General features: G+C 59.8%; 10 protein-coding genes. 3 read left to right on the top strand and 7 right to left on the bottom strand.

The annotated features are described in order from the left end of the window. Positions 1-88: 88 nt before the first annotated feature. Entirely contained in the window at positions 89-1,042 is a 954-nt protein-coding gene (locus ACP7A2_RS14220) for an adenosine deaminase (RefSeq protein WP_426134706.1), read from the bottom strand. A 193-nt stretch (positions 1,043-1,235) separates the two neighbouring features. Between ACP7A2_RS14220 and ACP7A2_RS14215 the strand changes: the two genes are divergently transcribed. Continuing rightward, on the top strand, positions 1,236-2,327 hold the full coding sequence (locus ACP7A2_RS14215; RefSeq protein WP_375068710.1) for a calcium:proton antiporter: 1,092 nt from the start codon (positions 1,236-1,238) through the stop codon (positions 2,325-2,327). Positions 2,328-2,467: 140 nt separating this feature from the next. On the opposite strand, the gene ACP7A2_RS14210 is transcribed toward ACP7A2_RS14215, so the two are convergent. From ACP7A2_RS14210 to ACP7A2_RS14185, 6 genes are all read right to left on the bottom strand, one after another. Beyond that, positions 2,468-3,826 carry an 8-oxoguanine deaminase gene (locus ACP7A2_RS14210; RefSeq protein ID WP_426134705.1) on the bottom strand — a complete coding sequence of 453 codons (1,359 nt, stop codon included), beginning with the start codon at positions 3,824-3,826 and terminating at the stop codon, positions 2,468-2,470. Positions 3,827-4,010: 184 nt separating this feature from the next. Continuing rightward, positions 4,011-4,697 carry an SDR family oxidoreductase gene (locus ACP7A2_RS14205; protein WP_426134704.1) on the bottom strand — a complete coding sequence of 229 codons (687 nt, stop codon included), beginning with the start codon at positions 4,695-4,697 and terminating at the stop codon, positions 4,011-4,013. 56 nt (positions 4,698-4,753) lie between these two features. Then, positions 4,754-5,335, bottom strand: coding sequence for an IMPACT family protein (locus ACP7A2_RS14200; RefSeq protein WP_426134703.1), 582 nt, complete (start codon positions 5,333-5,335; stop codon positions 4,754-4,756). A 12-nt stretch (positions 5,336-5,347) separates the two neighbouring features. Continuing rightward, positions 5,348-6,007 carry a TetR family transcriptional regulator C-terminal domain-containing protein gene (locus tag ACP7A2_RS14195; RefSeq protein ID WP_426134702.1) on the bottom strand — a complete coding sequence of 220 codons (660 nt, stop codon included), beginning with the start codon at positions 6,005-6,007 and terminating at the stop codon, positions 5,348-5,350. An 87-nt stretch (positions 6,008-6,094) separates the two neighbouring features. Beyond that, on the bottom strand, positions 6,095-7,489 hold the full coding sequence (locus tag ACP7A2_RS14190) for a uracil-xanthine permease family protein (RefSeq protein ID WP_426134701.1): 1,395 nt from the start codon (positions 7,487-7,489) through the stop codon (positions 6,095-6,097). A gap of 89 nt (positions 7,490-7,578) precedes the next feature. Then, positions 7,579-8,499 carry a LysR family transcriptional regulator gene (locus tag ACP7A2_RS14185; protein WP_348061755.1) on the bottom strand — a complete coding sequence of 307 codons (921 nt, stop codon included), beginning with the start codon at positions 8,497-8,499 and terminating at the stop codon, positions 7,579-7,581. 125 nt (positions 8,500-8,624) lie between these two features. On the opposite strand from ACP7A2_RS14185, the gene ACP7A2_RS14180 reads away from it, so the two are divergent. Beyond that, complete coding sequence (locus ACP7A2_RS14180; RefSeq protein WP_426134700.1) at positions 8,625-9,974, top strand: aspartate aminotransferase family protein; 1,350 nt, start codon at positions 8,625-8,627, stop codon at positions 9,972-9,974. Positions 9,975-10,013: 39 nt separating this feature from the next. Continuing rightward, positions 10,014-11,510, top strand: a complete 1,497-nt coding sequence (locus ACP7A2_RS14175) for a CoA-acylating methylmalonate-semialdehyde dehydrogenase (RefSeq protein WP_426134699.1) — start codon at positions 10,014-10,016, stop codon at positions 11,508-11,510. Positions 11,511-11,889 lie beyond the last annotated feature (379 nt).

Here is an 11,889-nt window from a genome sequence, read left to right as displayed (position 1 = left end):
TTTCCCGCCGCTGGGTTTTTTATGTGCAACGTGGGTTAGGCTATGGCTGCAACCCCAGCTCCCACATTTTTAACCGGTGTTTAACCCGTTATGGTTTTACGAGCCGCGCATCCAGGCTGTTCTGCGCCAGGCGTTTGGCCTGGTCCTGGGTCATGCCCAGGCTGGCGTACAGCGCGTGGAAGTTCTCGGTCACATAACCGCCAAAGTACGCCGGGTCGTCCGAGTTCACCGTCACCTTCACGCCGCGCTCCAACATGTCGAGGATGTTGTGCTGGGCCATGTCGTCGAACACGCACAGTTTGGTGTTGGACAGCGGGCACACGGTCAACGGGATTTGCTCGTCGATGATGCGCTGCATCAAACGCTCGTCTTCGATGGCGCGCACGCCATGGTCGATGCGCTGGATTTTCAGCAGGTCGATGGCTTCCCAGATGTACTCCGGTGGGCCTTCTTCGCCGGCGTGGGCCACGGTGAGGAAGCCTTCGTGACGGGCGCGGTCGAACACGCGCTGGAACTTGCTCGGCGGGTGACCCATCTCCGAACTGTCCAGGCCCACGGCCACAAACGCGTCACGAAACGGCAGCGCCTGGTCGAGGGTTTTTTCGGCTTCGGCTTCGCTCAGGTGGCGCAGGAAGCTCAGGATCAAACCGCTGGTGATGCCCAGTTGCTGCTCGCCATCTTTGAGCGCGGCGGCGATGCCGTTAAGTACCACTTCGAACGGCACGCCACGGTCGGTGTGGGTTTGCGGGTCGAAGAACGGTTCGGTGTGAATCACGTTCTGTGCTTTGCAGCGCAGCAGGTAGGCCCAGGTCAGGTCGTAGAAATCCTGGGAGGTGCGCAGCACGTCGGCGCCTTTGTAATACAGGTCGAGAAACTCTTGCAGGTTGTTGAAGGCGTAGGCCTTGCGCAGGGTTTCGACGTCGTTCCACGGCAGTGCAATTTTGTTGCGTTCAGCCAGCGCGAACAGCAGCTCAGGCTCCAGCGAGCCTTCCAGGTGCAGGTGCAATTCAGCCTTGGGCAGGGCGTTGAGCCAATCGTACATTTCTAAATTCTCATCAGGTGCAATGGCGGCATTCTACAGGCCATGGCTGAAATAATCGGCAAAACCTGACCAGCAGGAGAGTATTCGATTTATTCACGCAAGGGCGGCGTGAACTAAGGTGTAACGAAACGTTAGCGGCGCTGTGCAGTCTGTACCCCATCAATGACTGATTTGCTGCACAAAAAGGCCCGTAATGCTCACATCCCTCAAGCAAGAAAAATTCATGCTGCTGGCGCTGATTGCCGCCATCGCCGCCTATCCGTTGGAGCACTGGATGCTGCACAGCGGGCAAATGGTGGCGCTGCTGGCAGGCGTCGCACTGATTGGTTTTATCGTCATCGCCTCGATGCGCGTGGCGCACCACGCCGAGCAACTCGCGGAAAAAGTCGGTGACCCCTACGGCACCATGATCCTTACCCTCGCCGCCGTGTTGGTGGAAGTGGTGATCCTGGCGATCATGATGAGCAACGAACCTTCGCCGACCCTGGTGCGCGACACGATTTATTCGGCGGTGATGCTCGACATCAACGGCATCCTCGGCCTGGCCGCGCTGATGGGCGGCATCAAGCACGGCGAACAGTCCTACAACGACGACTCGGCGCGTACCTACAGCGTGATGATCCTCACGGCGATGGGCGTATCGATGGTGGTGCCGGAATTTATCCCCGAGGCCGACTGGAAAATTTACTCTGCCTTCACCATTGGCGCGATGGTGGTGCTCTATACCCTGTTCCTGCGCATGCAGGTGGGACCGCACAGTTATTTCTTCAGTTACAGCTACCCGGAAAAACGTCGCAAGAAACAGCCTGAAGAAGCGCAGGAACCTGCGGTCAACCTGGCGTTCTCGATCGGCACCCTGGTGTTTGGGGTGGTGGTGATTGGTGCGCTGGCCGAGGTGATGTCGAAAACCCTGGATCTGGGCCTGGAAGGCACGGGCGCGCCGCCGGTGATCACGGCGATTGTGGTAGCGGCCATTTCGGCGGCGCCGGAAATTCTGACTGCGTTGCGCGCGGCACTGGCTAACCGCATGCAGTCGGTGGTGAATATTGCCTTGGGCGCGTCGTTGTCGACGGTGATTTTGACGGTGCCGGTGATGGAAGCCATGGCGCTTTATACCGGCCAACCGTTTCAGATGGCGATGACGCCGGTGCAGACGGTGATGGTGTTTATCACGCTGATTGTGAGTGCGATCAACCTCAATGATGGCGAAACCAATGCCATTGAAGGGATGACGCATTTTGTGTTGTTTGCGACGTTTATCATGTTGTCACTGTTGGGGTTGTAAACACCGCAGAACCTTATGTGGGACTGGTTTGTGTGGGAGCTGGCTTGCCTGCGATGCAGGCACCTCGGTTTTTCAGTTGCACCGGGGTGATGCAATCGCAGGCAAGCCAGCTCCCACACGGGGCCGCACTCAAAATTTGCTTAGGTTCCGGCGATCAGCTGGCGGGCGGCCTGGGTGTGATCGGCGATCAGGCCTTTGAGGTCCAGACCTTCGACCTGGCCGTCGATGACGCGCCATTTGCCTGCAATCATCACCCGATCCGCACGATCAGCGCCGCACAACAAAAGCGCCGAAATCGGGTCATGGCTGCCGGAAAAGCGCAGCTCATCCAGCTTGAACAGCGCCAGGTCGGCCTGTTTGCCTACGGCCAATTCACCAATGTCTGTGCGCCCCAGTAACTGCGCCGAACCCTTGGTTGCCCAACCCAGCACGCCTTCGGGGGTGATTTTTTCCGCGCCGTATCGCAGGCGCTGAATGTAGAGCGCCTGGCGCGCTTCGAGGATCATGTTCGACGCATCATTGGAGGCAGAGCCGTCCACGCCCAGACCAATAGGTGCGCCGGCAGCGAGCAGATCCAGCGTCGGGCAGATGCCCGAAGCCAAACGCATATTCGAACTCGGGCAATGGCAGATACCGGTGCCGGCGGCGCCCAGGCGCGCGATTTCATCCGGGTTGAAATGAATGCCATGGGCCAGCCAGGTGCGCGGGCCGAGCCAGCCGACGCTGTCGAGATAGTCCACGGTGCGCAAGCCGAAGCGTTGCAGGCAAAAGTCTTCTTCGTCGAGGGTTTCTGCCAAATGGGTGTGCAGGCGCACGTCGAGGCTGTTGGCCAGTTCGGCGCTGGCTTCCATGATTTCCGGTGTGACCGAAAACGGCGAGCACGGGGCGAGGGCGATCTGGATCTGCGCACCCTCGCCGCGTTGGTGGTACTCGCGGATCAGGCGCTGGCTGTCTTCAAGGATTACGTGACCCTGTTGCACGGTTTGCTGGGGCGGCAGGCCGCCGTCGGCTTCGCCCAGGCTCATGGAACCGCGCGTGAGCATGGCGCGCATGCCCAGCTCACGCACGCTTTCGACTTGTACGTCGATGGCGTTTTCCAGACCGTCGGGGAACAGGTAGTGGTGATCCGCTGCCGTGGTGCAGCCCGAGAGCAGCAATTCGGCCAACGCCACCTTGGATGCCAGCGCGAGTTTTTCCGGGGTCAGCCGTGCCCATACCGGGTACAGGGTTTTCAGCCACGGGAATAACGGCTGGTTGACCACCGGCGCCCAGGCGCGGGTCAGGGTTTGGTAGAAGTGGTGGTGGGTATTGATCAAGCCGGGAAGGATCACATGTTCGCGGGCGTCGAACACTTGCCCGCAAGGCACGGCGGGCTCGCGTCCCCAGCCCAGCAGTTCGGTGATCACACCGTCTTGCAGCACCAGGCCGCCACGGGCATCGATGCCGTTGGCAGTGAAAATTGCGAGGGGGTTTTTTAACCAGATACGGGACGCGGGCATTGGCCGGCTCCTCTGAATGATGGGTTCAGGTTTGCCAGCTCAGTGTTGCCCTGTCTGCTGATCCAGGGTCGCCGGTGAGGGCGCGGGGGTAGATTACGTGGAGTTAGGGGGCGGGTCTAGCTGTGGGAGTGAGGTGCTCTTGAGATCATCGCGGGCAAGCCCGCTCCCACAGTGGACCGAGGGTTTACCAGGCGATGGTGTCGCCCTTGTAGTCGATGAAGTGGTGGCCGCCTTTGCCGGTGTAGGCGTTCACCTGATCGATAAGGCCGCGCACGCTGGTGTCGACGTCGATGTGCGCGTTTTCACCGCCCATGTCGGTCTTCACCCAGCCAGGGTGCAGCGACAGCACGGTCAGTTTGTGGTCGCCAAGTTGGGTGATGAAACTGTTGGTCATGGAATTGAGCGCGGCCTTGCTGGCCTTGTACAGCGCCAGGTCCGAACCGTCCGGGATGGTTACGCTGCCCAGCGCCGAACTCATGAACGCCAACACGCCGCTGTTTTTGCGGATCTGCCCGGCAAAACGCTGTGCCAGATTGATCGGCGCCACGGCGTTGGTGAAAAACAGCTGGCCGACTTCCGCCAGGGTGGCGTGGCCCGGTTCCTGGTTGGCCGGGCCTTTGACGCCGGCGTTGACGAACAGCAGGTCGAAGGTGCGGTCCTTGAGGCGCTGGCTCAGGGCGATCACGGCTTGCTGATCGTCCATGTCCAGTTTCTCGATCTGTACCGCGCCGACGGCTTTCAGTGCATCAGCCTTGTTCGGGTCGCGCACGGTGGCGGTCACGTCCCAGCCGTCCTTGAGCAATTGCTTGACCAGGCCAAGGCCCAGCCCGCGCGAGGCGCCGATGATCAGTGCGGTTTTTGGCGTAGGCATGAATAGCTTCCTTTAGCGTCGCGGTTCAGGGAATGCAGTAAACAACAGTAACAGTTTCAGCGTTGCAGCAGGATGCGCCCACGGCTGAGGTCGGCTAGTTGGGTTTGCAGGGTGTCGATGTGGGCTTCGCCGAGTGCGAGTTGCAGCTCTACGCCGTTGGCGGTGAAGGTTTCTTCCACCACCAGCCCGCCAAGTTCGGCAACGCGCAGTTTCACCAGGTTCAGTTCGGAAAACCCACAGGCGCAACTCAGCGGCACGCGGCTGATCAGCTCGATGCGTTCAGCGCTTTGCAGGCATTTGTTTGCGCCCCCGCCATAAGCTCGGGCCAGGCCCCCGGTGCCCAACTGGATGCCGCCGTACCAGCGGATCACCAGCACCGCGACCTGATCAAAGCCTTGGGCTTCAATCGCCGCCAGAATCGGCCGCCCGGCGGTGCCGCCGGGTTCGCCATCGTCATTGCTGCGGTACTGGTCGGCCAGCTTCCAGGCCCAGCAGTTGTGCGTGGCATTCAGGTCGCTGTGTTGCTCGAAAAACGCCTGGGCGTCCTGCGGGCTTGTGATGGGCGCGGCGAGGGTGATGAAGCGGCTTTTGCGTATTTCTTCACGAAATTCGCAAAGGCCGGTGAGCGTAAAAGGCATAAGTCGCTTCGTTTATAGGGCGGGCTTGATGCCACAGCCTTTAAGGATGATGTTGATCAGGTTGGTCCCGGCGTCTTCCATGTCTTGCTTGGTCAGCTTGGTGCGACCGGTGACGCGGCAGATTTGGGTGGCGAAGTCGGCGTAGTGCTGGGTGCTGCCCCACAGCAGGAAAATCAGGTGCACGGGGTCGATGGGGTCCATCTTGCCGGCGTCGATCCAGGCCTGGAACACGGCCGCCCGGCCGCTGAACCAGGCACGGTAGTCCTGGCTGAAATATTCGGTGAGGCATTCGCCGCCACTGATGATTTCCATGGCGAAAATTCGCGAGGCCTGCGGGTGGCGCCGCGAGAATTCCATCTTGGTGCGGATGTAGCGGGTTAGGGCCACGGCCGGGTCGTCCTCGGCGGTCAGCGCATTAAAGGTGCTGTCCCACAGTTCGAGGATGTTGCTGAGCACCGCGATATACAGGCCCAGCTTGTTGGTGAAGTAGTAATGCAAATTCGCCTTGGGCAGCCCGGCACTCGACGCAATGGTGTTCATGCTGGTGCCTTTGTAGCCATGGCGCGCGAACTCATCTTCAGCAGCCTGGAGAATCGCTTGTTCGTTTTTTTGCCGAATGCGGCTGGCGGGTTTACCGGCGTGGTTGCTGTGGGCAGGAACTTCGAGGCTCATGGAGGTTTCCGTGCTGATCGATAAAGACGACGTGTGCACAGATAACCCACCCTCAAGCCTCAGACAAGTCCTGATGCAATAAAACCGTTAAAGCGATTCCAGTGTGTCGCTTTCCGGCACGCTGTTTGCGGCAACGTGGGGGGCTTTGGCTTCCGGCAACAACAGGCACAACACAATGGCAGTCAGCCCGCCGCTGGTGATGGCCGAATCGAACAGGTTTTTCACCAGGCTTGGCATCAAGTGCAGCAAATCGGGTTGGGCGGCGATGCCCAGGCCGACGCCGAACGACGTGGCGATGATCAGCATGCTGCGCCGGTCCAGCGGCGCCTGGGCGAGAATGCGCACACCCGCTGCGGCAACGCTGCCGAACATCACCAATGTGGCGCCGCCCAGCACCGGTTTGGGGATTTGCTGCAGCACCGCGCCAATCAATGGAAACAAACCGAGGCAAAACAGCAGCACGCCTATATATAAGCCGACGTAACGGCTGGCCACGCCGGTTAACTGGATCACGCCGTTGTTCTGCGCAAAGGTGGTGTTGGGGAAGGCGCTGAAGGTGGCAGCGATCATGCAACTCACGCCATCGCCGAGTACGCCACCCTTGAGCCGGCTTATATAAGAAGGGCCGCTGATGGGCTGGCGGGCGATCATGCAGTTGGCGGTGAGGTCGCCGACGGTTTCGATGCTGCTGATCAGATAAATCAGCGCGATGGGCAGGAAGGCGCTCCAGTCGAAGTTGAAACCGAAGCGAAACGGGATTGGCAGGCTGATCAACGGCAGGTCGGGCAGGGCTTGGGGCACCAGTTTGCCGCTGAGCCACGCCGCGAGGCTGCCAAGGGCCAGGCCAATGATGATTGCCGACAGGCGTACCCACGGGGTGTTCGAGCGGTTGAGCAGGATAATGGTCAGCACCACGAATACACCCAGCGCCAGGTTGATCGGCGCGCCGAAGTCGGGAGCGTTGAAGCCGCCGCCGAGGTCAGTGATGCCAACCTTGATCAAGCTGATGCCGATCAGCGTAATCACAATACCGGTGACCAGCGGCGTGATCACCCGGCGCAATTGCCCGATAAACCGGCTCAACACGATCTGCACTGCTGCGCCGAAAAAGCACACGCCAAAGATCATCGCCATGATGTCTTCCGGGCTGCCGCCGCGTTGCTTGACCAGGAAACCCGCCGACAGTACCGCGCCGAGAAACGCAAAGCTGGTGCCTTGCAGGCAGATCATTCCGGCGCCGATGTCGAATGGCCTACGCGCCTGGATGAAGGTGCCTACACCGGAAACCATCAACGCCATGCTGATCAGGTACGGCAGGTGGGCGCTCAGGCCCAGGGTGGAGCCGATGATCAGCGGTGGTGTGATGATGCCGACAAACGCGGCCAGCACATGTTGCAGGGCGGCGAGTGTCGCGGGCAGAGGTTTCGGACGGTCGTTGAGGCCGTAGATCAGGTCGCTGGTGCTGGACGATTCTGGTGGCATGGCGGGCAAACTCGAGGCGGACAGTTCAAGGTGGGTGGTCTCCTTGCAAAAAGCTGTCCACTTGCTCAAGTTTTAGCGAGGGGCCCGTGTTAGCGCGTTGCGGCCAGACTTTCCAGAAAGCTCTCCAGCACCAAATGAGGGCGTCGGCCCTTGCGCGTGACCGATGCGAGGCTTAAGTCGTAAAAACGTGTCGCCGGTTTCAGCGCGCGCAGTCGGCCTTGTTGCACCCACAGGCTGGCGTAGTGATCGGGCAGGTAGCCGATATAGCGGCCAGTGAGGATCAGAAACGCCATGCCTTCGCGGTCCGAGGCGCTGGCGGTGCAGTTGAGGGCCTGGTAATGCGCCTGGATGTCGCCGGGCAGGCGGAAGGTCGGGGCGATGGCGTCCTGGCTGTCGATGCGCGGGTCGTCCAGTTGCTTGTCGTCGGCATAAAACAGCGGGTGACCGACCGCGCAATAGAGCAGTGAGCGTTCGCTGTAGAGCGGTTGATATTCCAGGCCTGACAAGGCGCTGGCTTGAGGCACCACGCCCACGTGCAGGCGGCCATCGAGTACGCCTTGTTCGACTTCGTTGGGGGCGATCATGCGGATCTGGATTTGCACGTCCGGGCCACGTTCCTTCAATTGTGCGAGGGCATGGGTGATGCGCATGTGGGGCAGGGTGACGAGGTTGTCGGTGAGGCCAATGATCAGTTCGCCGCGCAAATGCTGGTGCAGGCCGTTGACCTCGGTGCGAAAGCTTTCCAGCGCACTCAATAGTTGCAGCGCCGATTGATAAACCTCGCGGCCTTCTTCAGTCAGGGAAAACCCGGCGCGGCCGCGTTGGCAGAGTCTTAACCCAAGGCGCTGCTCAAGGTCGCTCATCTGCTGGCTGATTGCCGAACGGCCGATGCCGAGCACCGTCTCTGCTGCCGAGAAACCGCCGCATTCCACCACGCTGCGAAAGATACGCAGCAGGCGGATATCGAAGTCGCTGACTTGGGCGAGGGGATCGGGTCGACGGCTGCTCATAGTTTAGTGAAGGCCTGACTGAAGGTTAGAAGAGTTGAATTTCACCGACTTTATCGCCGTGGCAATTTAGCTGCAACAACGCGTTTCAATCCCGACGCGGCCTTTTGCCCTGCGAGGTTTTGCTGATGAACATGCCCGAAAACGCCCCTGCGTCCCTGGCCAGCCAACTTAAGTTGGACGCCCACTGGATGCCTTACACCGCCAACCGTAACTTCCAGCGTGACCCGCGCCTGATCGTGGCCGCCGAGGGGAGCTGGTTGACCGATGACAAGGGGCGCAAGGTGTATGACTCGTTGTCGGGCCTGTGGACCTGCGGCGCCGGGCATACGCGCAAGGAAATTCAGGAAGCGGTCTCCAGGCAACTGGGCACGTTGGACTACTCTCCGGGCTTTCAATACGGTCATCCGTTGTCGTTCCAACTGGCGGAAAAAATCACCGACCTGACCCCAGGCAACCTGAACCACGTGTTCTTCACCGACTCCGGCTCCGAGTGCGCCGATACCGCGGTGAAAATGGTGCGTGCGTACTGGCGCCTGAAGGGCCAAGCCACCAAGACCAAGATGATCGGCCGCGCCCGGGGTTATCACGGTGTGAACATTGCCGGTACCAGCCTGGGTGGCGTGAACGGTAACCGTAAGCTGTTTGGTCAAGGCTTGATGGACGTTGACCATCTGCCGCACACCTTGCTGGCGAGCAATGCGTTCTCCCGTGGTATGCCGGAGTTGGGGGGTATCGCGCTGGCCGATGAGCTGCTCAAGCTGATCGAACTGCACGACGCTTCGAACATCGCGGCGGTATTCGTTGAGCCGATGGCCGGTTCTGCGGGTGTGCTGGTGCCGCCGCAGGGTTACCTGAAACGTCTGCGCGAAATCTGCGACCAGCACAATATCCTTCTGGTGTTCGACGAAGTGATCACCGGTTTCGGCCGTACCGGTTCGATGTTCGGTGCCGATAGCTTTGGCGTGACTCCGGACCTGATGTGCATCGCCAAGCAAGTGACCAACGGCGCGATTCCGATGGGCGCCGTGATTGCCAGCAGTGAGATCTATCAAACCTTCATGAACCAGGCGACGCCTGAGTACGCGGTGGAATTCCCCCACGGCTACACCTACTCGGCGCACCCGGTGGCTTGCGCGGCAGGCCTGGCCGCACTGGACCTGTTGCAGAAGGAAAACCTGGTGCAGAGCGTGGCCGAAGTTGCGCCGCACTTTGAGAATGCGCTGCACGGTTTGAAGGGCAGCAAGAACGTGATCGACATTCGTAACTACGGCCTGGCGGGTGCGATCCAGATCGCCCCGCGTGACGGTGATGCGATCGTGCGGCCATTCGAGGCAGGCATGGCGCTTTGGAAAGCCGGTTTCTATGTGCGCTTTGGCGGCGACACTCTGCAGTTCGGGCCAACCTTCAACAGCAAGCCGCAAGACCTGGATCGCTTGTTCGACGCGGTCGGCGAAGTGGTGAACAAGATCGACTGATGACGCCTTCTATATAGAACAATTTTTCAGGAGCCCTGCATGAGCCTCATCCAGCATTTGATCAATGGCCAGATGGTCAGCGATACCGGCCGTAGTGCCGACGTGTACAACCCGTCCACCGGCAACGTGATTCACCAGGTGCCGCTGGCCAGCCGTGAAACCATTCAAAGCGCAATCGACGCGGCGAAGGCGGCTTTTCCGGCTTGGCGCAATACCCCGCCAGCCAAGCGTGCCCAAGTGATGTTTCGTTTCAAGCAATTGCTGGAACAGAACGAAGCCCGCATCTCGCAGTTGATCAGCGAAGAGCATGGCAAGACCCTGGAAGACGCCGCGGGTGAATTGAAGCGCGGGATCGAGAACGTGGAATATGCGTGCTCGGCGCCGGAAATCCTCAAGGGCGAGTACAGCCGCAACGTTGGGCCGAACATTGATGCGTGGTCGGACTTCCAGCCATTGGGCGTGGTGGCGGGTATTACACCGTTCAACTTCCCGGCGATGGTGCCGTTGTGGATGTACCCGCTGGCGATTGTCTGCGGTAACTGTTTCATCCTGAAACCTTCGGAGCGTGACCCGAGCTCCACGCTGCTGATTGCGCAATTGCTGCAGGAAGCCGGTCTGCCCAAAGGCGTGCTGAGCGTGGTGCATGGCGATAAAGGGGCTGTGGATGCCTTGATCGAAGCGCCGGAAGTGAAAGCACTGAGTTTTGTGGGCTCGACGCCGATTGCCGAGTACATCTATTCCGAAGCGACCAAGCGCGGCAAACGTGTGCAGGCACTGGGTGGGGCGAAGAACCACGCGGTACTGATGCCCGATGCCGACCTGGATAACGCGGTGAGTGCCTTGATGGGCGCGGCGTACGGTTCCTGCGGTGAGCGTTGCATGGCGATTTCGGTGGCGGTGTGCGTGGGTGACCAGGTGGCGGATGCGTTGATCGCCAAGCTGGTGCCACAGATCAAGGCATTGAAGATTGGTGCGGGCACCTCCTGCGGTTTGGACATGGGGCCGTTGGTCACGGGGCAGGCGCGGGATAAAGTCTGTGGCTATATAGAAGATGGTGTGTCTTCAGGCGCCGAGCTGGTAGTGGACGGTCGCGGGTTGAGCGTAGCGGGCCATGAAGAGGGCTTCTTCCTGGGGGGCAGCCTGTTTGATCGCGTGACGCCTGAGATGCGTATCTATAAGGAAGAGATCTTTGGACCGGTGCTCTGTGTAGTTCGGGTGGACAGCCTGGAAGCGGCGATGCAACTGATCAACGATCACGAGTACGGCAACGGTACGTGCATCTTTACCCGTGACGGAGAGGCGGCGCGCCTGTTCTGTGACGAGATCGAAGTGGGCATGGTGGGGGTTAACGTTCCGCTGCCGGTGCCGGTGGCGTATCACAGCTTTGGTGGCTGGAAGCGGTCGCTGTTTGGCGACTTGCATGCCTATGGGCCGGATGGGGTGCGTTTTTATACCCGTCGCAAGGCGATTACCCAGCGTTGGCCGCAGCGGGCCAGCCATGAAGCGTCGCAGTTTGCTTTCCCCAGTTTGTCGTAAGGCGAGCTGAAAGCCGGCCCCTTGGGGCCGGCTTTTGCGTTTTTGGGGTGTTTTTGATCGATATGACAGAAATGTGAAAAAAGAAGTTGACGGCAGATTCTGGAAGTCTATAATTCGCCCCACTTCCGGCGCAGTCGAAACGGAAAACTCCTTGGTAAACAAAGAGTTATGTGAGATTCGGCAGCGAGTTGCTTCAGTTCATCGAAGCCCAGAAGGAGTTGGTAGAGCAGTGTTGTTTGGCTCTATTAACGTTTCGATCTTCTCGGTCGAAAGCGGAAAAAAGAGGTGTTGACAGCAGCGTGTAACGCTGTAGAATTCGCCTCCCGCTAACGAGAGATCGGAAGCGCAAGTGGTTGAAGTTGTTGAAGAATTCTTCAAA

Source organism: Pseudomonas sp. PWP3-1b2 (assembly GCF_049896045.1).
In the GTDB taxonomy this organism is placed as follows: Bacteria; Pseudomonadota; Gammaproteobacteria; order Pseudomonadales; family Pseudomonadaceae; genus Aquipseudomonas; species Aquipseudomonas antarctica_B.
The sequence above is the reverse complement of the archived record's forward strand: the minus strand, read 5'-3'. Positions and strand labels throughout refer to the sequence as shown.

What these genes read in the sequence shown, in the direction of transcription:
- ACP7A2_RS14220 (WP_426134706.1), bottom strand. Translation starts at nt 1,042, where the DNA reads ATGTACGATTGGCTCAACGCCCTGCCCAAGGCTGAATTGCACCTGCAC.
- ACP7A2_RS14215 (WP_375068710.1), top strand. Translation starts at nt 1,236, where the DNA reads ATGCTCACATCCCTCAAGCAAGAAAAATTCATGCTGCTGGCGCTGATT.
- ACP7A2_RS14210 (WP_426134705.1), bottom strand. Translation starts at nt 3,826, where the DNA reads ATGCCCGCGTCCCGTATCTGGTTAAAAAACCCCCTCGCAATTTTCACT.
- ACP7A2_RS14205 (WP_426134704.1), bottom strand. Translation starts at nt 4,697, where the DNA reads ATGCCTACGCCAAAAACCGCACTGATCATCGGCGCCTCGCGCGGGCTG.
- ACP7A2_RS14200 (WP_426134703.1), bottom strand. Translation starts at nt 5,335, where the DNA reads ATGCCTTTTACGCTCACCGGCCTTTGCGAATTTCGTGAAGAAATACGC.
- ACP7A2_RS14195 (WP_426134702.1), bottom strand. Translation starts at nt 6,007, where the DNA reads ATGAGCCTCGAAGTTCCTGCCCACAGCAACCACGCCGGTAAACCCGCC.
- ACP7A2_RS14190 (WP_426134701.1), bottom strand. Translation starts at nt 7,489, where the DNA reads ATGCCACCAGAATCGTCCAGCACCAGCGACCTGATCTACGGCCTCAAC.
- ACP7A2_RS14185 (WP_348061755.1), bottom strand. Translation starts at nt 8,499, where the DNA reads ATGAGCAGCCGTCGACCCGATCCCCTCGCCCAAGTCAGCGACTTCGAT.
- ACP7A2_RS14180 (WP_426134700.1), top strand. Translation starts at nt 8,625, where the DNA reads ATGAACATGCCCGAAAACGCCCCTGCGTCCCTGGCCAGCCAACTTAAG.
- ACP7A2_RS14175 (WP_426134699.1), top strand. Translation starts at nt 10,014, where the DNA reads ATGAGCCTCATCCAGCATTTGATCAATGGCCAGATGGTCAGCGATACC.